Raw genomic sequence first — 25,934 nt, 5'->3', positions numbered from 1 at the left:
GATGTCTTAAATGTGTCAATGATGCTAGTAATCCCCCCCTAATTTTTATATATGTATGTTGCCTCCTTACTTGTAAGGGGGTATTTTTTTTGATAGAAAACTAAAAGGGACAGCTATGAACTGTCCCTATCATCATCATTGAGCTACAATAACAACTCTGCCCTCATCAAGCTCTTCCTCTAATTCATTTGCTTTGTTTTGTGAAACTCCTAGAGATGTCATTCTCTCTCTTAGTTTATCTCCTCGAGATCGGAAGACATTGGCCATTTTATCAAAAACACCTTCTTCTTTTAATCCGATATGACGAGTATCTGTCTGTTCTGTTAAATGCTTGGAGCGGGTAGTATCATGTGCAAATAAATAGATGTGATCTTTATCGTATCCTTGACCCTCAAGCTCCTGAATGATTTGAGTTGCTTGTACACCATTTTCTACAACATATGTTTTCAAGTTCATCATCTCCTTTGCATGATTAATAAACTTGTACCCCTTCTAAAAGTAAATGAAACATAATGGGAAAATAAGTTACAGGCTAAAAAGATGTTTTGACTATAAAAGACAGTAAGGTCTTTGTTAAAATAAAAGAATATAAAAGAACAGGTGATGATGATGAAAATATCCATTGTGATTGTGACGCATAATCGACTGGACGAATTAGCCGAGCTTCTTGAATCCATCTCCCTTCAAACGGAGGCACCATATGAAATCATTATTGTCAATGATTGTGGAGAGAGCATTGAGCCAGTCGTTAATCTTTATAAAGAGCTGCCAATAAAAACAATTGAATTACAAGAAAATATGAAACATGTTCGTGCAAGAAATATCGGGGTTGGTCATGTGACTGGAGATTATATCATGCTTTGTGATGATGATGACCTCCTTTCACCAAAGCATATGGAATATGCAAAAGATGCCTTACGTGAAGCAGACTTTGTTTATTTTGATGCGGAAATTGTCAATTTTGAGAAGCATGGAAAAACCCGTATTCCTGTAACAAGGCGAACGTTTGCCTATCACTATGATGAGCAGGGAATGAGGAAGTTTTCCACCTATGTCCCCTCAGGCAGTGTGTATAAAAAGGAATTGCATGATAAAATCGGAATGTTTGATCCGAATGTACATAACTATTGGGATTGGGATTTCATGTTAAGAGCTGCACAGGCTTTTCAGGTGAAAAGAGTGCCTGTTGCCAGTGTCATTTATGCATTTGCAGAGAGTGGAACAAATCAGTCAGCAAGCTTAAATGACAAGCGTAAAACCTATCTGGATAAGTTATGTGAAAAACATCACTTAGGATCATTACCACAGAAAAATTTCTTTGTTTTGCTTGAAGAGCCCGAAATGAAAGAGCGTGAAGCAAAAACGATGATTGTATGGGATGGACAACCAATTCATACCCGTTATAGCAGATGAGAGGTACTAAAAGATGAATGAGCAAATGGAACAAAGCTGGAGCAAGTTACTAAGTAAACAATTTGAAATGGACTATTTTAAAAAACTAATAGATTTTTTAGATGACGAATATAAGCAACAAACTATATTTCCAAAGCGGGAGGATATTTTTCGCGCTTTAAATGAAACACCTTATGAAGATGTGAAGGTGGTCATCATCGGACAGGATCCATATCATGGAGAAGGGCAGGCACAAGGGTTAAGTTTTTCTGTTCAACCAGGCGAAAAACTTCCTCCTTCTCTGCGAAATATTTTTACCGAGCTTTGTGAAGATATAAAGTGTGAAAAAAGCGAAAATGGGTCATTAGTCAAATGGTCAAAGCAAGGTGTTTTGCTTTTAAACACGGTGCTCACTGTTAGGAAAGGTCAGCCTAATTCCCATAAAGGAAAAGGGTGGGAAATCTTAACCGATGAAATCATACATGTATTAAATAACCGTGAAAAGCCGGTTGTCTTTATTTTATGGGGGAAACATGCTCAAGCAAAAAAACAATTGATAACCTCACCAAATCATTTCATCATCGAGTCGGCACATCCAAGTCCATTTTCAGCAAGAAAAGGATTCTTTGGCAGTAAACCATTTTCAAAGGCAAATGAGTTTTTAAAGCAACACGGGTTAGGTGAAATTGACTGGACCTTAAGATGAGGGAGTATGGATGATGAAAGAAACACCAATAAATTGTGTGAAGTGTAAGCATTTCTATGTAACATGGGATAATAGATTTCCAAATGGCTGCCGCGCATACGGGTTTAAATCTGCCGGAAGACCGGCAATCATGGTAAAGAAATCATCTGGAATGGCCTGCTTAAAATATGAAAAAAAGTCCATGAAGGCTTAGTGGAGGGATAAGATTGGATATACCAATATCAAAGCTTCTTTCTAAAATGGAAGCAGAATTAACAAAAGCTAAAAACAGTCAATCAGAAAAGGAAAGAAGAGAGCGAATTGTTGTCATTCAATCTTTATGTGAATTGATTTTAGATGAAAAATCACCACAGGTACAAACGATCACTTCTCCTTCTTCAAGCTCAATAAGTCCAGCTGAACTTCAAAAAATGATGGGTAATATGGCAACGGTTGTTAAAAATCCATCAAGCTCTGAGGCTAGAAAAGAAGATGATGCAAATGGTGACTCATTATTTGATTTTTAATTGAACATAGCTGTTCATACTCTCCAAAGAAATCCATCATATTCTAAAACTAATCAGGACACAATGATAAGTAAATTATTAGTGGAGGTTAGTGAAATGGCATATGATGAATTTTTAAATGTAGGAAGAGGCAGATTTACGATGGGAGCGTTTGATGATTTTTCCTCAACAAAGCTCTCTCATGACCGATATGATGTATATGTAAACCAAGACTATGTTGGTCAAAAGTATTTATTAACAGCGCAAGAATCTGTTCAAGATATCGATGATTTCCTGAAAAACGAAGGAATTTCAAATTTCCAATCGGTAGTAGATGGAGATCACTATCATATAAAAGCAATCGAAAACGAGCACAAAGTTGCAGACGTGCTAAAAGTGTATCTGCAAAATCGTTAAGGGCCTATTTGGCTCTTTTTCTATTATTGGCCGCTTTTTTTAAATTGTTTCCTTTAAAAAGTTCTTTCAATTGAAACTAGGTAAGTTGATTGGAGCGGAAGGTGCTAGGACTTCAGTGGGAGCTGTGAGGCTCACCGCCCACCCCACGGAAAGCGAGCATCCTGGAGCTCCGATCAACTAACCCAACACTATTACAAAGCAAAAACGTTATCTTCACAGAATAATAAAATCCATCATTTAGTCAAGATTTCAAGTTGAATTTAAAAGATAGTAGGGTAAGATGAAAGGGGGAGGTGTGTTTTTGATGAAGCTTTTTCTTATTCTAGGTGTGATTAATGGATTTTTAGCAGTAGCATTAGGTGCCTTCGGTGCCCATGGATTAGAAGGGAAAATCCCTGAAAAATATTTAAAAACTTGGCAAACAGGTGTGCAATATCAAATGTTTCATGCCGGAGCCCTTTTTGTTGTTGCCTTTTTAGTAGATAAGTTTACAAACATTGGGGCGCTTACAACTGCAGGGTGGTTATTTTTAGCAGGGATTATTTTGTTCTCAGGAAGTCTTTATGTGTTAAGTGTGACACAAATTAGTATTTTAGGTGCCATTACTCCACTTGGCGGCTTAGCGTTTTTAGGCGGATGGCTATTGGTAGGATATGCGGCAATTCGATATTTATAAAGCAGAAATACATAAATCTAAAAGCCGATCCTTTAAGATCGGCTTTTTAGCTGTTACCATCACCTTGGAGGAGCTGCAGGAAGTGTGAATTGCGGATCATAATTAAGCTCTTCATCAAATGTTACATAATCCAAGTACACCATTAGTAGTAAGAAACGCTTACCTGTTTGCGGATCACTTAAAATGAGATGATCTCTTCCTGCAGCTTCAACTACACCTTTGAAAATCTTCGCATTCCATTCACGATTTCCTTCAAATGTCATATAAACAGTTGCAACTTTCCCACGGTTTAACCGCAAAATATTTTCAACATAAGACTGTTCTAATGGCAGCATGCCGGGAATGTTTTGAGCTACCCCTTGCTGCTGTTGTTGCGGTAGAATTTGAGGTGGTTGAACTCCGTTTTGACCATATTGACCATATGGACTAGGATAGGCATATGTAGGATAAGGTTGTTGGTAGCCTGCTCCTTGTTGCATGCCTTGCATTGGGTATCCATACTGCTGGTTTTGGTTCATTGCCAAAATGACCCCTCCTTAAAATATTAATAAACATAAGGACTGTTTGAAAAAAGAAATGAAGCAAGATGGTGCTGTAAGAAAAGACATTTCATTACTCAATCTTTGCTCATTCATACGTATGTAAAAGAAAAACAACTTATGACTTATCCATGAAAAAAATGGTTTTTTTTGCATGCTTTGTTGCTTTTAATATAGTGCTAAATGTGGAAATTATTTCGTTCCATTGCGCTCCAGACACTCCATGCGCCGGGGAGGAAGCTGAGCCTCCTCGGCTTCGCCTGTGGAGTCTCAGCCTTTCCTCTACCTCCCACTATAAAGGTAAAATAATGTTCAAAAACAACAAAATAATCGGATGAGGGATGAAATATGTCTAACTTTTCTTTAGAAAAAATCTCAACAGAAACTCTTCACATAGCAAGAGATATTGTGAATTCTAATAAAAGGTATAATGTGCTTGAAAATGGGCGGGAAGAGCGCACTTTGAAGGAGATGGAAGAAGAGTTTTTAAATGAAATGACAGAAAGCTTCTTTATAAAATTAAACAATGAGTATGTTGGTGTTCTGGATTATTTAGTTGAAAATCCTAACGACCAATATCCATGGCTTGGGTTACTTATGATTCATCATGATTATCAAGAGATAGGATATGGTAAAATGGCCTACTCATTATTTGAAACGGAAGCAAGAAAAGCAGGGATGCAAATCTTACGTTTAGCAGTATTAACAGAGAATATCTCAGCAAGAACCTTTTGGGAATCGCTAGGCTATAGAAGGTATGAAACAAAGCCTTATAAAGAGGGGAAAAAAGTAGACTGCTTTGAAAAGGTGATAAAAGAAAAAACAGACTCTAAAATAGCCTATACATTCTGAGTCTGTTTACTGTATGGTTTTTAAAGATAAGGAATTATAACGTTTTAGTACTAAGTTTTAGTGTCTAGCTACAGCGCCTAGCCCCTCGAGGTCATAAGTCAATTTGGAATTAATTTGGAATTGAAGGCAATGAACGCCTTCTATTCCAAATCGCCTTATTTGCCCTAGGCTGGTCAAGGCGCTTACGCTTTTCTAGTTTATTTCAAAAAAGTTTTGAAGCTTATCAGAATCCAGCAGGTTTCCGACAAAGAAGGAACCAAACTCTCCATAGCGTGCACTCACTTCATCAAATCTCATTTCATAAACAAGCTTTTTAAATTGAAGAACATCATCAGAGAATAGTGTTACTCCCCACTCATAATCATCAAAACCAACAGAACCGGTAATGATTTGCTTTACTTTACCAGCATATGAACGACCGATCAGGCCGTGACTTCTCATCATATTACGGCGCTCTTCCATCGTAAGCATGTACCAGTTATCATTCCCTTGACGACGCTTATCCATTGGATAGAAGCAAGAATACTTAGACTGTGGAAGCTTTGGATAAAGTCTTGAGCGAACATGCGGGTTTTGATAAGGATCTTCATTGCTTTCACCAGCAAGATAGTTGCTAAGTTCAACAACTGAAACATAAGAATATGTAGGGAGTGTAAATTCAGCAAGCTTTGTTTTATTGAATTCAAGCTCAATCTCATTAAGCTCCTCCATTGTAGGACGCAGGATCATCATCATGAAATCTGCCTTTTGACCAACAATAGAATACAGTGCATGACTACCTTGCTCAGCATTTTCTGTGACAGTCCATTTTTCAAGTAAGCCTAAAAATTCATTAATTGCTGCTTGTCTCTCATCACTTGATAAAAGTTTCCATGAAGACCAGTCAATCGAACGGAAATCATGCAGACAATACCAACCATCTAATGTTTGTGCTGCTTCACTCATATATATTCACTCCTAAAAAGTTAATGATTATGTACACAGTTTAACTATATCATAGTTTGTCCATGAACCCTTGTGAATAAAACTTGAACTTCAATCATGACCTAAGAGAGTAAAAAAATAAATCTGTGAGAAACTGAAAAAGGATAAAAAACTATAGTGAAAAAAGTTAGAGTTTTTTGAAATTAAAGAAATTAGTATGTAAGCGTTATAGCGTCACAGAACAGTTTGAAAACAGAAATAAGTGGAGTATGCTAATAAAGGAAGCATTATTTATACATAATCAAGGAGGTTTTTTTGTGTCAGATTTATTTGCAACGTTAAAAGAAAAAGTGAGCGGTCAACAAATTAAAATCGTTTTTCCGGAAGGATTAGATGAACGTATTCTTGCGGCAGTAAACCGTTTATCAGGTGAAGGCATCCTTCGACCGATCTTAATTGGAAATCAACAGGAAATTACGAATAAAGCATCAGAACTTAACTTAACATTAGACGGTGTAGACATTTATGATCCGCAAAACTATCCGGAAATGGACGAGCTTGTTGCAGCGTTTGTTGAAAGACGTAAAGGTAAAGCAACAGAAGAAGATGCCCGCAAAATTTTATTAGACGAAAACTACTTCGGAACAATGCTTGTTCACCTTGGAAAAGCTCAGGGTCTAGTAAGTGGTGCTGCACATTCAACGGCTGATACGGTTCGTCCGGCTCTTCAAATCATTAAAACAAAACCAGGCATTAAAAAGACCTCAGGTGTATTCATCATGGTCCGTGGTGACGAAAAATATGTATTCGCTGATTGTGCAATCAACATTGCACCAGATAGCCAGGATCTTGCAGAAATTGCAATCGCAAGTGCTCAAACAGCAAAAATGTTTGACATCGATCCACGTGTTGCGATGCTAAGCTTCTCAACAAAAGGCTCTGCTAAATCTCCTGAAACAGAAAAGGTAGCAAACGCAGTTGAAATTGCAAAAGAACTTGATTCAAGTGTTGTTCTAGATGGTGAATTCCAATTTGACGCAGCATTTGTACCATCTGTAGCTGAGAAAAAAGCTCCGGATTCAGTTATTAAAGGTGACGCAAACGTATTTGTATTCCCAAGCCTTGAAGCTGGAAACCTCGGCTACAAAATCGCCCAACGCTTAGGTAATTTTGAAGCAGTAGGACCAATCCTGCAAGGTTTAAATAAACCAGTAAACGACCTATCCCGCGGATGTAATGCAGAGGATGTTTATAAGCTAGCGTTGATTACTGCTGCGCAGGCGTAATTTCATAAATAGCAGAAAAGGAACTGACATTTTTGTCGGTTCTTTTTTATGGCTGTATTCGCAAACTTTGTTGCTCAGTAATAAGTGTTGAGGTGGTTGATTTGAGCTCTAGGATGCTCGCTTTCCGTGGGGTGGGCGGTGAGCCTCCTCAACGCTATGCATCTTGCGGGGTCTCACCTATCCCACAGCTCCCACAGGAGTCTCGCGCCTTCCGCTCAAATCAACTAACTTAGTTTTTTTCAAAGCACATTAAAAACAACAATCTTTTAGAAAAGAGCCTTTTTATAGAGGGCAATTATGTATTCGTAAAGTTAGTTGAATTTGAATATATTTTAAAAATATTAGTGGAGCGCAATGGAACGGACTAAATTTTACCTTTAGTTGCATTAATAACAACAAAGTGTGTGGGAAAATCCTTTTCTTACCAAAAGGTGTTTATCCACCAAATCATAAGGTAATTAAATAAATAGTAACAGGAAGCTTCAAACAAAACAGCGAATAATAGTATACAAGAGCTACATACAAAAGACATGAGGTGAAAACATGGAAACCAAACCAATGTATATTAACGGCAACTGGCATCAAACAGACACAACAATTGATATAGAAAACCCTGCAACAAACGAAATCATCGCAAAAAGTGCCTATGGCGGAAAAAAAGAAGCAGCCATGGCAGTCGAAGCTGCATATGACGCTTTTTCAAGCTGGTCAAAGCTTGTCGCTGGAGAGCGTGCCGGCTACCTAAAAAAATGGTATCAATTAATTGATCAACATAAAGAAGAAATCGCAAAAATCATGACAAGTGAACAAGGAAAGCCTTTGAAGGAAGCCCTTGGAGAAGTTCAATATGCTAATAGTTTTATTGAATGGTATGCAGAAGAAGGCAAACGGATTTACGGTGAGACCATACCGAGCTCCCATCCGAATAAAAGATTGTTTGTGAGTAAGCAGCCGGTAGGCGTCATGGCAGCCATTACACCGTGGAATTTCCCAGCTGCCATGATTACCCGAAAAGTAGCACCTGCATTAGCCGCCGGCTGTACAGCAGTTATTAAACCGGCAGAACAAACGCCATTAACAGCCATTCGACTTATCGAACTGGCACATGAAGCAGGAATTCCAAAGGGTGTCCTCAATGTAGTTGTCGGAGATGCAAAGGAAATAGGAGATGTTTGGTTAAAGGATGATCGCGTACGCAAAATCTCCTTTACAGGCTCAACAGAAGTTGGAAAGCTGTTAATGAGAGGAGCAGCTGATACGGTTAAGAAAATCTCCTTAGAACTGGGAGGACATGCTCCACTAATTGTATTGGAGGACGCTGATCTCGATCAGGCTGTTGAAGGCGTGATAAGCTCTAAGTTCCGAAACGCCGGTCAGACATGTGTGTGTACGAATAGAGTCTATGTTCACCAATCAATCTATGAGCCTTTCATGAACAAGCTGAAAGATGCCTTTAAAGAGCTCCGTGTTGGCGATGGGCTCCAAGATCAAACGACAATTGGACCATTAATTGACCGTAATGCACTAAAAAAAGTAAAGAACCACTTAGAAGATGCATCGAATAAAGGTGGAGATATTACCTATTTAGGACAATCATTAGACAGTGAGAATGGTTACTTTATGACACCTGTTATAGTCGGTAACGCCAGTGATGACATGCTTTGTATGAAAGAGGAAACATTTGGCCCTGTTGCACCAGTCACAACATTTGAAACAATTGAAGAAGTGGTCAAACGGGCAAATCAATCTCCATATGGCTTAGCAGCATATGTATTTACACAAAATATTTCCAAAGGTATCAGAATTGTAGAGGACCTTGAATATGGAATTGTTGGACTAAATGATGGATTACCATCTGTTGCGCAAGCACCATTCGGAGGTTTTAAAGAAAGTGGACTTGGTCGTGAAGGCGGACATTATGGAATTGAGGAATATTTGGAAGTGAAATATATCTCATTGGGGCTTTAGGAGGTTCTGTTTAATAGGTTTTTGCCGTCAGGCTGATAGTGATATAATAAGGGATAGTAAAAGTTAAGGAGTAAACAGCATGAACCTATTACAGCCGTCCTCATTAATCAACCAACCAAAATGGAGAGTCATTGATCAATCAAGCTTAGGACCGCAGTTTGACGCTAAGCATTCGTTTGCTATAGATGATACACTTTGTGCGAGTGTCGGAAAAAAAGAATCACCAGCGACAGTCCGAACATGGGTGCACCATCAAACGATCGTGTTAGGAATACAGGATACAAAACTACCATTCTTAGAGGATGGACTTCAGTTTCTTCATGATCAGGGCTATCAAGCGATTGTTCGAAATTCCGGCGGGCTGGCAGTTGTGTTGGATAAGGATGTTTTAAACATTTCTCTCATCTTCCCTGAGTCTGAAAAGGGAATTGATATAGACCGTGGATATGACGCGATGCTCGATTTAATCAAGCATATGCTAAAAGATTATGATGCAAACATTGAAGCAAGAGAAATCGTCGGCTCATATTGCCCGGGCAGCTATGATTTAAGTATAAATGGAAAGAAGTTTGCAGGTATTTCACAAAGAAGGCTTCGCGGCGGAGTTGCGGTTCAAATCTATCTTTGTGTAACAGGCAGTGGAGAAGACCGCGCAGATCTTATTCGTCAATTTTACGAGCTCTCTCTTAAAAAGGAACAAACGAAATTTGTTTTTCCAACAATAAAGCCTGAGACAATGTCATCTCTCAGTGATTTATTGGGAGTCGACCTTACTGTTGAAAAGCTCTTATATCAGTTGCTTTTTACATTAAAAGAACACAGCCAGGACCTAATTTCCTCATCTTTAACTGTTGAAGAACAGCTTTTATTTCAGCAAAATTTGGTTCGGATGATTGATCGGAATGAAAAGGTATTTTCTTAGAAAAACACAACTTACCGCCAAGAATGGCGGAAGTCGATGTCTTTTCTTATCCTTTAATCCTTTAATATAGTTAAACTTTCTTAAAGTAAAAAAAGCTAGCCGATAATCATTCAGCTAGCTCCTTTTCGTTTTCATTAAGTTTTTCCAGAATTCTTCGTTTTCGATACAACATAATACCTACTTCTGATAAATCATTGATCATAGAGCGGTTTGTAATCGCTCCAAATAAAATTCCTGCAATGGGAACCATTTGCAACAGCTTTTTCCAGCCGAATTGATCGCGGTACGTATAGACAACCTCACGCCATCCTTGGAGCTGTGAAATCATTTCGTTATTTGTTACTTCTTTTCTTTTATAAAAAGAAGATAATTCATTTAAAATGGCCTGTTTTCCAACAATATCAGCAGAAGAAAACTGCAGGCATTTTACAATGAAGATACGTTCGTCTCGATCTTTAGGATCGTAGCCATATGTAATGGCAATTTCCTGCAATGTTTTCAGCGACAGACCCAATAAGACAGGGATATCAATGGCAAGGGTGAAAATTCCTCCAACACCTGTTGTTGCCCCCTGAATGGTAGCGAGGTTTCCTCGATTCGTTTTTAATTGATCACTAATCTCATCCATAGTTGACAGAGGGAGGGAGGCGATATCTTGTATAGTCAGCTCTTGGTGTTGATTCGATTGTTTCTGAAGCCTTTTTAAGATTAATTTTTCTTGTGTTAAATATTGACCGCCAGTTTGTACGAATTGTCCCAGTTCATCTAGAAGAACACCTATTTTCTTTTGGATAAATGCCGGTGTAATTTTATCTAATAGTTTAAATGGAAGTCTGCCAATTTTCTCCCAAAAAAATATTCCTTTCTGATCCTGCTCCCATTTTTCTATTGTTTTTAGCTCAGTTAATAGCCAGTCTTTATTTTCCATGATCAAACCAACCTTTTCAAAATGTGATGTTAAAGTTAATACGTAGGAGGTCCTTTAATAGTTTCAAAAAAATGAAAAGGCGTGCCACAAATAGGCACACCATTTAGATATTACTCGTTATTACTCTGCCATTTTTTCCAAGTTTCCATTACGGTCCATTTTAAATGTTGTTGGTGCTGTGCGGTCTTCTTCATCAAATAGGACAAGCTTACGAGCGCGGTTCATGATTTTCATTAGTGTTTCATAGTCTTCTTGAACGGTTACTGTATCTTGTTCTAGTTTTCCAACCTTTTTCATCAGTTCTTCATTTTGTAAAGATAGATCTTGGTTTTCTTTCTTCAATCGTTTATTTTCACTTAGTAATGCTTCTGACTGTAGATTGTTTGTTTTATAAGACTGCAAGAATGCAATAACATGATCCATTGTTAATCTGTTATTTGTGCTTACAGGCTGCTTGATTGGCGTTTGCGGCATTTCTTTTGGTTGGGCTGCAGATGTTGCTGCAGGTGCTTGATTGCTGAATGGTGTTTTAACGTCTTCATCAGCCGGCATGACTTCAGCCATATGACTCTCTAAACTTGCCAACATGGATTGCTCTTCATGCTGATCAAAATCATCAATTTCCATCTCCATAGTAGGTGTATCAGGAGTATACAAAAGCTGCTTTTTCACTGGTTGACCTTTTCCTAAAGCTCTCATCCGCTGTTTACGTTGTTTTTTAGCAAGTGATAAAGCTTTCTCATAATCATGGCGAACAACGGCATTCCAGCGGAAACCACAAGCAGCAGACGTACGATTCAATTTATCTCCTACTTCTTCAAAAGCATTTAATTGAGTACTTCCTTCTCTCACATGACGTAAAACGGTTTCAGCTAGTAATAAATCATTCTCTTCAGACCATGCGTCTTGTCTTTGTTTCATTTTTTCCAACTCCCTATATAAATAGATTATTTACTTGCAACTGTTAGTAAGCATGGACAAGTTGAAGATGTTTTATACAAATTTGTTAAGAGGATAGTAGATTTTTTAAAAATGTTCATAGCTTTTTTAAAATCTACTGAAAAACGATGGTAAATCAATCCTTTGAAGGAAGTGAAAACTTTTTGTCCTTTGCCTGGCGTTACTTGCATAGAGGGAAGAATAACGGTAAAATACCTTTTAGTGAAAAACGGTAGCACGCCTATTGTAAGGAAAGGATTGGGAAATCAATGGCAAATGAATTTCGTATTTGTGATGATTGCCAAGCAACAAATATTAAAACACTTGTGCCTAAGTTAAAAAAGGTAGATTCAGAAGCTAAGATAGATATTGCCTGCCAATCTTATTGTGGCCCGGGAAGAAAGAAATCTTTTTGTTTTGTAAACAATCGCCCGCTATCTGCGCCGACAGAAGATGAATTAATTGAAAAAATCGTTCAGAAAATATCAAAATAACATCACCTTTGTGTTTGTGAGCATGGGTGATGTTTTATTTTTTAAACGTACCCTCATTGTCGAATCATTTATCAGATTTTGGGTGTTATTGTCGATTGGAAGCCGATATAATAGAGGGTAGAGAAGTTACTAAGTAGAACGGATGTGGAAGACAATGGAAAATGGAAAGTTGTCTGAAGAAAAGGTTTTTAAAGATCCCGTTCACCGATATATACATGTGCGTGATAAAATCATTTGGGATCTCATTGGGACGAAAGAATTCCAACGATTAAGAAGAATACGCCAGCTTGGAACAACGTATTTAACATTTCACGGGGCTGAGCACAGCAGGTTTAATCACTCACTAGGAGTGTATGAAATTGTCCGCAGAATTGTGGATGATGTGTTTAAGGGAAGACCTGAATGGGATGATGAAGAAAGGCTTTTATGCCTTTGTGCCGCGTTGTTGCATGATTTAGGTCATGGCCCATTCTCCCATTCTTTTGAAAAGGTATTTCACCTTGATCATGAGGATTTCACCCAAGCCATTATTCTGGGAGATACAGAGGTTAACAAAGTGTTAACAGCGGTAGAAGCGGATTTTCCAAAAAAGGTAGCAGAGGTTATTGCCAAAACCTATGAAAATAAACAGGTTGTAAGTTTAATATCTAGTCAGATTGATGCTGATCGAATGGATTATCTGCAGCGTGATGCCTACTATACAGGTGTTAGCTATGGTCACTTTGATATGGAACGGATTTTAAGAGTGATGCGTCCGCGGGAAGAGCAGGTTGTCATAAAAAGCAGTGGCATGCATGCGGTTGAGGATTATATTATGAGCCGTTATCAAATGTATTGGCAGGTTTATTTTCACCCGGTCACACGAAGTGCTGAAGTGATTTTAACAAAAATTCTTCACCGTGCAAAACATCTGCATCAAGAGTTTTATTCCTTTAAACATGATCCTGTTCATTTTTATTCTTTATTTGAAGAAGAGCTGTCACTTCAAGACTATTTAAAACTTGATGAGTCTGTTATTATGTTTTATTTTCAGGCATGGCAGGAGGAAGAAGATCCAATCCTGCGTGACTTATGTACCCGCTTTATGAACCGCCAGCTTTTTAAATATGTGGAATTTAACCCGAATGTACAGATGATGACATTAATGGAATTAACATCATTATTTAAAAAAGCGGGAATCGATCCGGATTACTATCTTGTTGTTGATTCTTCCTCAGATCTTCCATACGATTTTTATCGTCCTGGTGAAGAAGAGGAAAGACTGCCGATCCATCTATTAATGTCAAATGGAGATTTGCGCGAATTGTCACGGGAATCAGAGATTGTCGATGCTATTTCGGGGAAAAGAAGAACAGATCATAAATTGTATTTTCCATTGGACTTAATTGACGATTTCTCAACAAAGCGTACGGCTAAAAAGAAAATACTTGAATTATTAAATATAAAGAAATAGTGTTTATCGGTAACAAAGAAAAGTTAGGAGATGACGGGGAATTGATGAAAGAACATGCGAAGCTGATGAAGGCTATCTCATCAGCAGGGGAAATCATTGGCCGGAAAAAATTGCAAAAAATGATTTATATCGCAAAGAAAATTGATTTACCTTTCTATGAAAAATACAATTTTCACTTTTTTGGACCATACTCTGAAGAACTTACATTGCGTATCGAAGAGCTTTGTAACTTAGGGTTTATTGATGAGGTACATGAAAAAAAAGGTGGATATTTTCAATATCGTTATACTTTAACAGAAACAGGAAATGAATTCCTTGGCCATTATGATGTGGACATGCCTCCATTAAAGAACTGCATGCTGGATTTGAATGAGCAAAGCTCCAGATTTTTGGAATTAGTTTCAACCGTGTTATATTTTGACGGACTTAGCAGAGAAGAAGTAAAAGAAAAGGTGTTTACGTTAAAAAGTAAGCAGCGTTACACAGAAGAAGAAATTGCTGAAGCATATGATTATATTGAAAAAATTAAACAAGTCGCTCAAAACGAAACCGCCAATCAATAATCTGGCGGTTTTTTTATATCTTTGTCAGTATCCATTAGTCGAAATTACCCCCTAATCATGGTAAGCTTAAGAAAGAGTACATTTATAACAGAGGAGCCAGTGATGAATGAATTTAGCCAATTTTTAGCCTTTCCGTTAGAAATGATTCCATATGTGGTCATTACGCTAATGATTGCTTTTACATTACATGAGTTTGCACATGCCTATGTAGCTTACAAGTTTGGAGATCCAACTGCAAAAAGACAAGGAAGATTAACGCTTTCTCCGTTAGCACATTTGGATCCATTTGGAACAATCTTAATATTTATTGCAGGGTTTGGTTGGGCAAAACCGGTCCCGGTAAACCGATTTCATTTTAAACGGCCCCGATTAGCCGGAGTATTAGTTTCTGTTGCCGGACCGCTAAGTAACTTTTTCTTAGCCTTCTTAGGAACCGCAATTTGGTATATACTATTAGCGACAAACGCAGTGACATATCTGCCATCACAATATGTAACAGGACTTGAGCAGTTTTTTAATATTTTTGTGTCACTTAATGTGATTTTGTTTATTTTTAACTTACTTCCATTTCCGCCGCTGGATGGATATCGGATTATTGAAGATTTGGTCCCGGCACATATTCGGCCAAAGCTCGTTCAGTTTGAGAGTTATGGAATTATTATTTTCTTAGTTTTAGTCATCACACCACTGGATGCCTACACGATTCAACCTGTTTTTGAAATTGGCCGGGCAATTGTTATGAATATCTTTCATTTATTGCTTAGCCCATTATTATGATGTCTTACATATGAGGAGGTCCATGATATGGAACAAGAAAAAAAGAAAAAAAGCATTGGTTTTAATATAATAAAAAGCGATCCAACAGATGGCCACGGCGGTTTCGGTGTGGGTGCCCTTAGTTTGGATAATGTGTCCCCGGTTTTCATTGATATCGAAGAAGGAGAGGCCTTCGTTGATATCGGTGCCATGCATGCGAGAAGTGTCGTGGAAAAAGGGATTAAATTTTTGAAAACAAAAGAAGAGGTTCCAAACGGAAAGCCGTATTGGTTAGTTTGGGTCACAATTGACCGTAAAGAAGATGGTCCTTACTATGCAGGAGTAGCAGCATGCGAACTTACAGTTGACCGCTCAATAAGAAGGGGCTACAAATCACTGCCTGAGCATGTAAACCGCATGGATAAATCAATGAAACGTCATATTATCGTTGATCATATGGACGATCGTTCAAAAGAGATTTTAACCAACTTCTTAAAACATCACGATAAAAAAATGTGGGAAAATTCCGAGCAAAAATTAAAAGACGATTTAAAATTCTAGAATATAAATTTGTCGAAAGTGTGACGTTTTCGTGAACAAATTGGTAAAATCTTGTGATTCTTCATGAAAATTAGTAGACTGAATATACAGTTTATAAAACTAGGACACAAAAACCCCCGGGCATATTAGTTGCCCGGGGGTTTTTGATTTGATGCTGAGATTTTATTTTCGATTATGAGATTTTATCTCCGGTTTTGAGGATTTATCAACGATTATAAGGATTTATCTTCGATTCTGAGAATATATTAACGATTTGTCAATTTTCGACAGAAACCGACCCATCCTCATTCTCAACCTCAATCCCACCATTTAAACTTATCTAGCCAGCTTTCTTTTTCCTTCTGATCAGAGGACTGCTCCGTTTCCGAAGCTTCACCATCACTCATATGTTCTTCACAATACTCAGTCGGCTCAGTGCCTTCAATAAAATAAGTGAGACGCTTCGTTGGGCAGCCCTTTGTGGCGAGCTTGCCGCTCTCAGGATTAATATAAACCCCGACAACCCCATCCGGCGGGCGAAAAGCTTTTACAGATTGATCATCTAATGCTTCCTCCATAAAGGTGGACCAAATTTCCTTTGCGTAGCCGCGTTCTTGGACAAGGTTGATCGTTTTTCCTTTGTCATACCCTGTCCAAACACCAACGGCAAGTTGTGGGGCAAATCCAATCATCCAGCTGTCTGATGAGGTTGTACCTGATTTGCCTGCATAGTCCCGGGTGAGGGAGTCAGCAATGCTGTGACCTGTAACAGATGTATAATCATTTAATGTTGTATCAAACATTCCCTTCATCATATGTGTTGTGACGAAGGCTGCTTGTTCGTCTAATACTTGCTCTTTTGCCTGTTTAGATTCGTAGATGACATTTCCAGCAGTGTCTTCAATTTTTGTCACAAAAGTAGGTTCAACTTTTTCCCCTCCATTACCCAGCATTCCGTATGCATTGACCATGTCAATCAAACGGACAGGTGATGTACCTAATGCAGCTGAAGGGTTTTTCTTTATGCCTGTACTCAGTCCAAGGAGTTTCCCTGTTTTGATAAGCTCCTCCATCCCGATAAACATATGTGTTTTCACGGCATAAATATTGTCAGACAAAGCGATGGCCTGGAGCATTGTGATAAAGTCGTTCGCATAATAGTCGTTGTAATTACTCGGCTTATAGGACGCTTTTCCATCATCATAGGTAAATGAAGTTGGTTCACTTTTCATCTCGGTAGAAGGTGTAAAGCCGTTCATAATCGCAGAGTAGTAAAGAAAAGGCTTAATCGTTGAACCCGGCTGCCTTTTTGCCTGAGTAGCACGATTGAAAGGACTTTCCTCATAATTTCGTCCACCGATTAATGCCCGAACATAACCGGTCTTAGGATCCATCGCGACTATACCTGTTTGAATGTCAGAGGACTCATCAATCGTTTCTCCAACCGTTTCTTCAGCAAGCTTTTGCATGTCTGCATCCAGTGTTGTATAGATTTTTAACCCTTTTGTTTGGATAGCTTGTGCGTCTATGTCTAACTTGTCGGATATCTCACTTAACATTGCATCCTGGAAATATGGGGCTAATTTTGGTTGAACAGTGTCTGTTTTCTTTTTATATACAAGCTCTGCTGTGAGTGCTGATTGGAATTGCTTTTCCGTAATATACCCTTCATTTTTCATCATTTTTAAAATGATTTCTTGTCTTTCCTCTGCTTTTTCCCTGTTTGCGTAAGGAGAATAGAGGGTTGGTCCCTTTGGAATGCCGGCAAGCATGGCAGCTTCAGCAAGGGTTAAGTCACTTGAGCTTTTTCCAAAGTAATAATTAGCTGCTGCTTCAATCCCATAAACACCATGTCCATAATAGATAGTGTTTAAATAGCCTTCCATAATCCGGTCCTTGCTGTAGTTTTGCTCCAATCGAATGGTATATAATGCTTCATTCGCTTTACGCTGCCATGTTTTTTCATGCTCTAAAAATAAATTCCGGGCGTATTGCTGGGTTATCGTACTGGCACCCTGTACCTTTGCCATAGCTTTTAAGTCGGCTAATGCAGCACCTGCAATTCGTTTATAATCAAAACCATCGTGTTGGTAAAAACTTCGATCTTCAATTGCGATGGTTGCTTCACGGACATGTGGGGAAATATGATCAATATCAACCCAGTATCGTTTTTGACCATTATGCAATTCACCTATTTTTGACCCATCACTTGCATAAATGAGAGTTGATTGTGGAACTGATAAAGAAGGAGGTCCCAGCCACTTTGCATATAACACAATACTTAAAATAATCGTGGAAAAAAGAACTAAACATAATAAACTAATAAAAATAAGTGCCCGTACTGTTTTTAGGGTGATGCGCAATCGTCTCGGTGTCATCACATCCATGAAGCTCACCTCCTATATTCGTCATAAAAGACATACTGTTAGCCATTATGAGTTTTTTATCAGAATTTTAAACATTTTAAACAAAAGTCATAGATTTTTTTCTCATTTTCTGCTATAAGGGACAAGGGGACAGGTTCCGTGTCCCATAATGAACGGGACAGGGGACCTGTCCCTCTGTCCCAGTTTTGAAAGGATGATTATAATGAGTGAATTATGGTATACAGAGAAGCAAACGAAAAGTTTTGGGATTACGTTAAAAGTTAAGCAAACGTTACATACAGAACAAACTGATTTTCAGTACTTAGAAATGGTGGAAACGGAAGAGTTCGGAAACATGTTGTTCCTTGATGGTATGGTAATGACTTCACAGAAGGACGAGTTCGTTTATCACGAGATGGTGGCACATGTGCCTTTATTTACACACCCAAACCCTGAGAATGTTCTAGTAGTTGGCGGCGGTGACGGTGGAGTTATTCGTGAAGTGTTAAAACACCCACAAGTGAAAAAAGCGACACTTGTTGATATCGATGGTAAGGTAATTGAGTATTCTAAAAAGTACCTTCCTGAAATTGCTGGAAAACTTGACGATCCTCGAGTAGAAGTAAAAGTAGGCGACGGGTTCATGCATATCGCTGAAAGTGAAAATGAATACGATGTGATCATGGTTGATTCCACAGAACCAATGGGACCAGCAGTAAACCTATTTACTAAAGGCTTCTATGCTGGTATCTCCAAAGCACTTAAAGAAGACGGTGTGTTCGTTGCTCAAACGGACAACCCTTGGTTCACACCGGAATTAATCACAAATGTTCAACGTGATGTGAAAGAAATTTTCCCGATCACACGCCTATACACAGCGAACATTCCAACATATCCAAGCGGTTTATGGACTTTCACAATTGGTTCGAAAAAATATGATCCACTAGAAGTAAGCGAAGACCGTTTCCATGAAATCGAAACAAAATACTACACAAAAGAATTACACAAAGCTTGCTTTGTATTACCTAAGTTTGTAAGTGATTTAATTAAATAATTTAGAAATGGAAAAGTGAGAGAAGGAAATCTCTCACTTTTTGAATGGAGGTAATAATCAATGAAATTTGATGAAGCTTATTCAGGTAATGTATTTATTAAAAGCCATCCTAATTACGAAGAAAGTGAAGCTGTTATCTACGGCATGCCGATGGATTGGACTGTAAGCTATCGCCCGGGTTCCCGCTTCGGCCCTGCGCGCATTCGCGAAGTATCAATTGGTCTTGAAGAATACAGCCCTTACTTAGATCGTGAGTTAGAGGAAGTAAAATACTTTGATGCAGGAGATATTCCATTACCATTTGGAAATCCGCAGCGAAGCATCGACATGATTGAGGAATATATTGACCAGCTCCTGGCAGATGATAAATATCCACTAGGAATGGGTGGAGAGCACCTTGTATCATGGCCTGTTATGAAAGCTATGTACAAAAAATACCCTGATCTTGCGATAATTCACTTTGATGCTCATACAGATCTTCGTGATGACTATGAAGGAGAACCACTTTCCCACTCAACACCAATTAAAAAGATCGCTAATTTAATTGGACCAACAAATGTCTTTTCTTTCGGAATCCGCTCAGGAATGAAGGAAGAATTCCAATGGGCAAAAGAAGTGGGCATGCACATTTCGAAATTTGAGGTTCTTGAACCTCTAAAAGAAATACTGCCAAAACTGGCAGGACGCCCTGTTTACCTAACCATTGATATTGACGTTCTTGACCCTGCGCACGCCCCGGGAACAGGAACAGTGGACGCTGGTGGCATTACGTCCAAAGAGCTTTTAGCGTCTATTCATGAAATCGCAAAATCAGATATACGTGTTGTAGGTTCTGACTTGGTAGAGGTTGCACCAATTTATGATCACTCTGAACAAACAGCGAACACAGCAAGTAAAATAATCAGAGAAATGATTTTAGGATTAGTGCAGAAAAAATAGACGGATTGGAAGTCTGGTACTTGATGTATCAGGCTTTTTTTATTGAAAAAATTGTAACAATACCGATATAAATGTAAAGAAACAGGCTTTAGAAAAACCTTGTCAACATGATGTTTTGACCAAAATAGTGGATTAATTCCCAATAATTAGGTTATTTGGTGGAAGTTTTGTTCCTGCTAGTAAATCGGTGAAAACAATGATAGATTCCGAGACTTATGTCAATCCGCATAAGACCATCAGCCTATAATGGTAACTAACTGTTAAAATTATCCTCAAATATGACAAAAAAACACATGTTACGATTGTCTCGTCAGCACATGAGTTGATAAGGAGGATGAATATACATGAAGAAAAAAATCATTTTATCAGTTGTAGCAGGTGCGGCTCTATTAATGGCAAATCCACTTGCACAAAAAGCAGATGCTGCTTCAAACACAACACAAGCAAAAGTCTATTACTATCAATCAGGTAATCTAGACCAAGAACAAATCAATGAATTCATTAAAAAATATTTCAGCAACTATCAGAAATCTACTACTCAAAAAGAAGTAGAAGCACCAAAAGAAGAACAAACACAAACTGAGCAGCAGCAAGCAACTGAAAAGCCAGTAACACAACAGCCTGCTCAACAGCAACCGGCTCAAACAGAAGAAACAAACGAACAAGCAAGCTATCAATTAAGTCAGTATGAGCAGCAAGTCGTTGACTTAACAAATCAAGAGCGTGCAAAGCAAGGACTCCCAGCTTTAAAGGTAGATCTTGAATTAAGCAAAGTAGCACGTGAAAAATCACTAGACATGCAAAAGAATAACTACTTTTCACATACAAGCCCAACATATGGTTCACCATTTGACATGATGAAACAGTTTGGCATCTCATATAAAGCAGCAGGTGAAAACATCGCCAAAGGCCAACGTACTCCACAAGAAGTCGTTAACGCATGGATGAACAGCTCAGGCCACCGCCAAAACATCCTAAGCTCAAACTTCACTCACATTGGAGTAGGCTACGTAGCAGAAGGTAACTACTGGACTCAACAATTTATCGGAAAATAACATTTAGAAATAAGCGGCTAATCCTTAAAAAGGGTTAGCCGCTTTTTGTCGTAATTGGGCCAGGGGGACAGGTACCGCGTCCCGTAATAAAATGGAAAATCGGGACAATGAACCTGTCCCTCCGTCCCAAACACCTCTTGCGCAGTTGCATTTGGTTCTTTATACTATTAAAGTTAAAGGAAATGATGGAAAGGGAGTGTCGACATGTCAGAAAGCACGCCTATTCAAATCCATGTTTTATCTGAAATTCGTAAAGAGCATGAACAAGATAAAGAAACAATTGAAATGAACACAACAGGTGAACAATTTCTAAAGGGTAACACCGTTTACCTGCGATATGATGAACAGCATGAACTTGGATCTGTCAAAACAACGGTGAAAATCGCACCTGAAGAAGTCATAGTCATGCGTTCCGGAGCTGTTACAATGAAACAGCGTTTCATTCAAGGACAAAAAACAATGACAGATTATGCGACACCATTTGGTAAGCTTCAGCTTGAAATCAACACCAACTCATTAACAATAGATAAAACAGAGCTTGAAGATAGGCTCGTTATTTTATATGATTTGCAAATAGACGAAAATGAGAAACATGTACATAAACTGATGATCACATACAAGGAGGACAAAAAATGAACATCGTTGAGCAAGTAAAAGAACGGTTAAAAGAAGAAATTAAAGCGGCAGTCATAAAAGCCGGTTTAGCAGAAGAAGCACAGATTCCTGAAGTGTTATTAGAGCTTCCTAAGGAAAAAGCACATGGAGATTACGCTACAAACATGGCGATGCAGCTTGCACGTGTCGCAAAGAAAGCTCCGCGTATGATCGCAGAAGACATTGTAGCGAATTTTGATAAGCAAAAAGGATCTATTGATAAAATTGAAATCGCTGGTCCTGGTTTTATTAACTTTTATATGAACAACAGTTATTTAACAGATTTGATTCCATCCATTCTAAAAGCTGGCACAAGCTATGGTGAAACGAATGTGGGCAAAAATGAAAAAGTACAAGTTGAGTTTGTTTCCGCAAATCCGACCGGTGACCTTCACCTAGGTCACGCACGTGGAGCGGCTGTTGGTGATTCATTATGTAATGTTTTAGCAAAAGCAGGCTATGATGTATCCCGCGAATATTACATAAACGATGCAGGAAACCAAATCAATAACCTGGCTCTATCTGTAGAAGCACGTTATTTCCAAGCACTTGGTAAAGACAATGAAATGCCGGAGGACGGCTATCATGGCGAAGACATCATTGGTATCGGGAAAAAGCTTGCCGAAGAGTACGGCGATAAATTTGCTGAGCAATCAAGTGATGAGCGTTTAGCATTTTTCAGAGAGTACGGCTTAAAATACGAAATGGCAAAATTAAAAGAGGACCTGGAAGAGTTTCGTGTACCTTTTGACGTATGGTATTCGGAAACATCTCTTTACCATAACGGAAAAATTGACAATGCACTTGCTGCGTTAAAAGAAAAAGGCCATATCTATGAAGAAGAAGGGGCTACTTGGTTCCGTTCTACAACGTTCGGTGATGACAAGGACCGTGTATTAATTAAAAACGACGGCTCCTACACATATTTAACACCAGATATCGCGTATCACAAGGACAAGCTTGACCGCGGCTTCACAAAGCTGATTAACGTATGGGGTGCAGACCACCACGGTTATATTCCACGTATGAAAGCAGCTATTGAAGCGTTAGGCTATGGCAAAGATACACTTGAAGTAGAAATCATTCAACTTGTTCACCTATATAAAAACGGTGAGAAGATGAAAATGAGCAAACGTACCGGAAAAGCTGTCACAATGAGAGACTTAATCGAAGAAGTTGGTCTTGATGCAGTACGTTATTTCTTTGCGATGAGAAGTGCGGACACACATATGGACTTTGACCTTGATTTAGCTGTTTCTACATCAAACGAAAACCCGGTTTACTACGCGCAATATGCTCATGCACGTATTTGCAGCATGCTGCGCCAAGGTGAAGAACAAGGACTTTCATATGAAGAGAATCTAAAATTAGATGAAATCACATCTGAAAAAGAATTCGACTTATTGAAAAAGCTTGGAGAATTCCCGCAAGCTGTCACAGAAGCTGCGCAAAAACGAATTCCTCACCGTATTACAAATTATATTTATGACTTGGCATCCACACTACACAGCTTCTACAATGCTGAAAAAGTATTGGATCCTGAAAATACAGAAAAAAGCCGTGCAAGACTTGGGCTAATGAAGGCAACGCAAGTAACGCTTCAAAATGCGTTAACAATCATTGGGGTTTCTGCTCCGGAAAAAATGTAAAAGAAAAACTCAGATGCTGTGGGCATCTGAGTTTTGTTTTGCTCGAAATGAGTCGATAATTGTCTAATCGCAAATAAATATTCAAAATAGCAAATAAAATCTTAGAATCGCAAATAAATCTCTAAAATAGCAAATAAAATCTGAGAATCGAAAATAAATCTCCACAACCTATATTCCAAGTACAAGCTACCACAGAATCGTAGCCCCACCAATCCGTTTTACCCCCCGAATCCTCGATATATCTTCACAAAGCTTCAATGCAGCTTTATCTTTTTGCTTCGCTTCAATCATAAAATCGACATCAACATTCATTTCTTTCAATACCTTTAATAAAGGCATTAAAAAATCAGCGTCTACATAATCAGCATGACTTCGAAACTCCTTCTCAGACTTAGGGGAAGAAACATGAATTTTAGGGTGCAGCCCAACCCATTCCCATGTTGGAAAGATCTTAGGCAGCAGCTCTTCAACCTTTTCATCCTCTTCTTTATTCGCCATAAAGTGGTGGTAATCAAAGAGAAGCGGTATGTGCTCCTTCTGGCAAATAGCTAAAGTTTCCGAGGTTGTATAGGTTTTATCATCATTTTCAAGTGTCATTCTTTTTTTGATATGTGAAGGCAAGCTTTTTATGTTTTGATGGAAGCGCTCTGTTGCTTTTTGTTTGTCCCCATAAGCCCCGCCAACATGGATGTTAATAATCGCCTCATCTGCAAGACCCATTGCTTCCAGAACATCATAATGATAAGACATGTCACTAACAGCATTTTCAGTAATATGCTTTTTATCACTCGTAAATAGTGTAAATTGGTTTGGATGAAAGCTTACACGCAGCTTGTATTTTTTTACCAGTGTCCCAATTTCCAAAAGAAGTTCCTTAAATGGGGTCCGATAATCCCAAAGCACATCAGGATGTGTCGCTAATGGAACAATGGATGAGGATAAGCGATAAACCCATATTTCGTGGGCGATATTGTAGTGTAACATCCGCAATGTATGTTCCAGGTTTTGCTTTGTGACATATAAAAGCTGGTCATGACGCTCTTCTACGTCGAGTTTTTTCCAACGAGTAAACGTTAAGGATTTAGCAGGGGAGCAGTCCCAAAGGGAAAGTGCATGTGATACATATCCAAATCGAATAATCATTGGACTCCTCCTTTGCCGGTTCTATAAAAATTGAGACACTAGTGTAGCAAATACCTCTTTTATCCGCTGAGAAAAAGGTCTCTTTTGATACTTCTCATATGTTAATAATTGTGAGCGACGAAAATCTGTGTAAACAAACTGTTTGATCTCCTCAATTAGCTTTTTATCGTAAATTAAACAGTTCATTTCATCATTTAAATAGAAGCTTCGTTTATCAAAGTTTGCTGTGCCTATATCACAAAAATCGTCATCAATCATAACCATCTTGGCATGATAAAAACCATGGTAAAACTGATAAATTTCACACCCTGCTAGCAGAAGGGGGCGGAAGTAAGGATAAGATGCTTCCTTTACTAATGGATGATCTTTATTCATTGGTACTGTAATCTTAACCTTTACCCCTCTTGATAAAGCAGATAACAATTCATTGAGTATTTTTTTCCCGGGAATAAAATATGGAGAACATATGATTATTTCATATTTTGCGTCTTGAATAAATGAAATAAAATGTTTTTCCAGGTTTTCACCATATGTAGAAATAAACATTTGGGTGCTTTTACCTGTAACCTGTTCTGGAAAATACTGTGTTTCCTTCAAGTCATTTTCACCGGTTGAATCAAACCAATCAGTTAAAAATTGCGTCTGTAAATCTGTCACACCTTCACCGGTTAATTTGAGGTGAAAATCTCTCCAAAACCCAAGCTTTGGATCTTGTCCAATGTATTCCTTGCCAATGTTAAAACCGCCTAAATAGCCGATTACACCGTCAATAACGGTAATTTTTCGGTGATTTCGGGCTTGAAGAGTGTAAAAAAGAAACGGAAACTTCGGCTTATGAGAGTAAACAACCTTTACACCTTTTTCTTTTAAAAGGGTCATTTTCTTTTTTGTTAATTTAGAGCTGCCAACATAATCAATAAGAAGTCTGACCTCAACACCCTGACTCGCCTTTTCACCTAAAAGAGATAGGAACTCATGGCTAATCTGATCATTTTTTATGATAAAGAATAACACGTGAACACTTTTTCGGCTATTTTTAATGTGCTCAAACAAATCCTTGTATAAAGAATCGCCATCAGTGAATAAGGTAATATCACTTTTTCTAGGTGGATACTGTGTGTATTTAGACTTAAGAAGATGACTTTTTCGTCCAAGGTGATAATCGACAATACACCAACAAATAATTGCCACTATGATAAAGCTCAAGATGAAAAATAGTTTCAACCAGCATACC

At 38.3% G+C, this 25,934-nt stretch carries 28 protein-coding genes; 20 read left to right on the top strand and 8 right to left on the bottom strand.

Annotated features, from left to right (window positions below; all coding sequences use genetic code 11):
• Positions 1-135: 135 nt before the first annotated feature.
• Positions 136-459 (bottom strand): YflT domain-containing protein, encoded by a 324-nt coding sequence (locus BK577_RS05785; protein WP_078432056.1) that lies wholly within the window; start codon positions 457-459, stop codon positions 136-138.
• Positions 460-609: 150 nt separating this feature from the next.
• Between BK577_RS05785 and BK577_RS05780 the strand changes: the two genes are divergently transcribed.
• The 6 genes from BK577_RS05780 (at position 610) to BK577_RS05755 (ending at position 3,676) form a co-directional block, all read left to right on the top strand.
• Entirely contained in the window at positions 610-1,413 is an 804-nt protein-coding gene (locus BK577_RS05780) for a glycosyltransferase family 2 protein (RefSeq protein WP_078432055.1), read from the top strand.
• Between the two features lie 13 nt (positions 1,414-1,426).
• A complete protein-coding gene (locus tag BK577_RS05775; RefSeq protein ID WP_078432054.1) occupies positions 1,427-2,098 on the top strand; it encodes a uracil-DNA glycosylase in 672 nt (223 codons plus the stop codon).
• Between the two features lie 13 nt (positions 2,099-2,111).
• Positions 2,112-2,291: a uracil-DNA glycosylase gene (locus tag BK577_RS05770; protein WP_078433476.1), complete on the top strand. Its 180-nt coding sequence runs from the start codon at positions 2,112-2,114 to the stop codon at positions 2,289-2,291.
• A 13-nt stretch (positions 2,292-2,304) separates the two neighbouring features.
• Complete coding sequence (locus BK577_RS05765) at positions 2,305-2,604, top strand: YwdI family protein (protein WP_078432053.1); 300 nt, start codon at positions 2,305-2,307, stop codon at positions 2,602-2,604.
• Between the two features lie 96 nt (positions 2,605-2,700).
• Positions 2,701-3,000: a hypothetical protein gene (locus BK577_RS05760; RefSeq protein WP_245823437.1), complete on the top strand. Its 300-nt coding sequence runs from the start codon at positions 2,701-2,703 to the stop codon at positions 2,998-3,000.
• A gap of 304 nt (positions 3,001-3,304) precedes the next feature.
• Positions 3,305-3,676 (top strand): DUF423 domain-containing protein, encoded by a 372-nt coding sequence (locus BK577_RS05755; protein WP_078432052.1) that lies wholly within the window; start codon positions 3,305-3,307, stop codon positions 3,674-3,676.
• A gap of 59 nt (positions 3,677-3,735) precedes the next feature.
• Here the strand turns inward: BK577_RS05755 and gerQ are convergent, their stop codons facing one another.
• On the bottom strand, positions 3,736-4,194 hold the full coding sequence (gene gerQ / locus BK577_RS05750) for a spore coat protein GerQ (protein WP_078433474.1): 459 nt from the start codon (positions 4,192-4,194) through the stop codon (positions 3,736-3,738).
• Between the two features lie 369 nt (positions 4,195-4,563).
• Between gerQ and BK577_RS05745 the strand changes: the two genes are divergently transcribed.
• Positions 4,564-5,067, top strand: a complete 504-nt coding sequence (locus BK577_RS05745) for a GNAT family N-acetyltransferase (protein WP_078432051.1) — start codon at positions 4,564-4,566, stop codon at positions 5,065-5,067.
• 192 nt (positions 5,068-5,259) lie between these two features.
• Here the strand turns inward: BK577_RS05745 and hemQ are convergent, their stop codons facing one another.
• A complete protein-coding gene (gene hemQ / locus BK577_RS05740; protein WP_078432050.1) occupies positions 5,260-6,012 on the bottom strand; it encodes a hydrogen peroxide-dependent heme synthase in 753 nt (250 codons plus the stop codon).
• Positions 6,013-6,308: 296 nt separating this feature from the next.
• Here hemQ and pta point away from each other — a divergent pair, with 296 nt between their 5' ends.
• The 3 genes from pta (at position 6,309) to lipL (ending at position 10,167) form a co-directional block, all read left to right on the top strand.
• Complete coding sequence (pta, locus tag BK577_RS05735) at positions 6,309-7,277, top strand: phosphate acetyltransferase (RefSeq protein WP_078432049.1); 969 nt, start codon at positions 6,309-6,311, stop codon at positions 7,275-7,277.
• A gap of 558 nt (positions 7,278-7,835) precedes the next feature.
• A complete protein-coding gene (locus BK577_RS05730) occupies positions 7,836-9,245 on the top strand; it encodes an NAD-dependent succinate-semialdehyde dehydrogenase (RefSeq protein WP_180321211.1) in 1,410 nt (469 codons plus the stop codon).
• Between the two features lie 79 nt (positions 9,246-9,324).
• Positions 9,325-10,167: an octanoyl-[GcvH]:protein N-octanoyltransferase gene (gene lipL / locus BK577_RS05725; protein ID WP_078432047.1), complete on the top strand. Its 843-nt coding sequence runs from the start codon at positions 9,325-9,327 to the stop codon at positions 10,165-10,167.
• 106 nt (positions 10,168-10,273) lie between these two features.
• Here the strand turns inward: lipL and BK577_RS05720 are convergent, their stop codons facing one another.
• Together BK577_RS05720 and BK577_RS05715 are read right to left on the bottom strand one after the other, a co-directional pair.
• A complete protein-coding gene (locus tag BK577_RS05720) occupies positions 10,274-11,095 on the bottom strand; it encodes an EcsC family protein (RefSeq protein WP_078432046.1) in 822 nt (273 codons plus the stop codon).
• A gap of 120 nt (positions 11,096-11,215) precedes the next feature.
• Positions 11,216-12,016 (bottom strand): RsfA family transcriptional regulator, encoded by an 801-nt coding sequence (locus BK577_RS05715; protein ID WP_078432045.1) that lies wholly within the window; start codon positions 12,014-12,016, stop codon positions 11,216-11,218.
• A 287-nt stretch (positions 12,017-12,303) separates the two neighbouring features.
• Between BK577_RS05715 and BK577_RS05710 the strand changes: the two genes are divergently transcribed.
• From BK577_RS05710 to BK577_RS05690, 5 genes are all read left to right on the top strand, one after another.
• A complete protein-coding gene (locus BK577_RS05710; protein ID WP_078432044.1) occupies positions 12,304-12,528 on the top strand; it encodes a YuzB family protein in 225 nt (74 codons plus the stop codon).
• Positions 12,529-12,682: 154 nt separating this feature from the next.
• Entirely contained in the window at positions 12,683-13,981 is a 1,299-nt protein-coding gene (locus BK577_RS05705; protein ID WP_139367273.1) for an HD domain-containing protein, read from the top strand.
• Between the two features lie 41 nt (positions 13,982-14,022).
• On the top strand, positions 14,023-14,544 hold the full coding sequence (locus BK577_RS05700) for a YwgA family protein (protein WP_078432042.1): 522 nt from the start codon (positions 14,023-14,025) through the stop codon (positions 14,542-14,544).
• 102 nt (positions 14,545-14,646) lie between these two features.
• Positions 14,647-15,321: a site-2 protease family protein gene (locus BK577_RS05695; protein WP_078432041.1), complete on the top strand. Its 675-nt coding sequence runs from the start codon at positions 14,647-14,649 to the stop codon at positions 15,319-15,321.
• A gap of 27 nt (positions 15,322-15,348) precedes the next feature.
• Positions 15,349-15,861 carry a YwhD family protein gene (locus tag BK577_RS05690; protein ID WP_078432040.1) on the top strand — a complete coding sequence of 171 codons (513 nt, stop codon included), beginning with the start codon at positions 15,349-15,351 and terminating at the stop codon, positions 15,859-15,861.
• 296 nt (positions 15,862-16,157) lie between these two features.
• Here the strand turns inward: BK577_RS05690 and BK577_RS05685 are convergent, their stop codons facing one another.
• Positions 16,158-18,227, bottom strand: coding sequence for a transglycosylase domain-containing protein (locus BK577_RS05685; RefSeq protein WP_078432039.1), 2,070 nt, complete (start codon positions 18,225-18,227; stop codon positions 16,158-16,160).
• 202 nt (positions 18,228-18,429) lie between these two features.
• Between BK577_RS05685 and speE the strand changes: the two genes are divergently transcribed.
• The 5 genes from speE (at position 18,430) to argS (ending at position 23,557) form a co-directional block, all read left to right on the top strand.
• Positions 18,430-19,260 (top strand): spermidine synthase, encoded by an 831-nt coding sequence (speE, locus tag BK577_RS05680; RefSeq protein ID WP_026563060.1) that lies wholly within the window; start codon positions 18,430-18,432, stop codon positions 19,258-19,260.
• Positions 19,261-19,320: 60 nt separating this feature from the next.
• Positions 19,321-20,199: an agmatinase gene (speB, locus tag BK577_RS05675; protein WP_026563061.1), complete on the top strand. Its 879-nt coding sequence runs from the start codon at positions 19,321-19,323 to the stop codon at positions 20,197-20,199.
• 344 nt (positions 20,200-20,543) lie between these two features.
• Positions 20,544-21,254: a CAP domain-containing protein gene (locus BK577_RS05670; RefSeq protein WP_078432038.1), complete on the top strand. Its 711-nt coding sequence runs from the start codon at positions 20,544-20,546 to the stop codon at positions 21,252-21,254.
• Between the two features lie 204 nt (positions 21,255-21,458).
• Positions 21,459-21,890, top strand: a complete 432-nt coding sequence (locus BK577_RS05665) for a YwiB family protein (protein WP_078432037.1) — start codon at positions 21,459-21,461, stop codon at positions 21,888-21,890.
• The gene (gene argS / locus BK577_RS05660) at positions 21,887-23,557 is read left to right on the top strand and encodes an arginine--tRNA ligase (protein WP_078432036.1); all 1,671 of its coding nucleotides are present in this window, start codon (positions 21,887-21,889) and stop codon (positions 23,555-23,557) included. The genes BK577_RS05665 and argS overlap by 4 nt, the downstream gene beginning before the upstream one ends.
• A gap of 186 nt (positions 23,558-23,743) precedes the next feature.
• On the opposite strand, the gene uvsE is transcribed toward argS, so the two are convergent.
• Positions 23,744-24,700 (bottom strand): UV DNA damage repair endonuclease UvsE, encoded by a 957-nt coding sequence (gene uvsE, locus BK577_RS05655; RefSeq protein ID WP_078432035.1) that lies wholly within the window; start codon positions 24,698-24,700, stop codon positions 23,744-23,746.
• 21 nt (positions 24,701-24,721) lie between these two features.
• Positions 24,722-25,924, bottom strand: a complete 1,203-nt coding sequence (gene cls / locus BK577_RS05650) for a cardiolipin synthase (protein WP_139367272.1) — start codon at positions 25,922-25,924, stop codon at positions 24,722-24,724.
• Positions 25,925-25,934: the final 10 nt, after the last annotated feature.

It is taken from the genome of Metabacillus halosaccharovorans (assembly GCF_002019635.1).
GTDB classification, from domain to species: Bacteria; Bacillota; Bacilli; order Bacillales; family Bacillaceae; genus Metabacillus; species Metabacillus halosaccharovorans.
The sequence above is the reverse complement of the archived record's forward strand: the minus strand, read 5'-3'. Positions and strand labels throughout refer to the sequence as shown.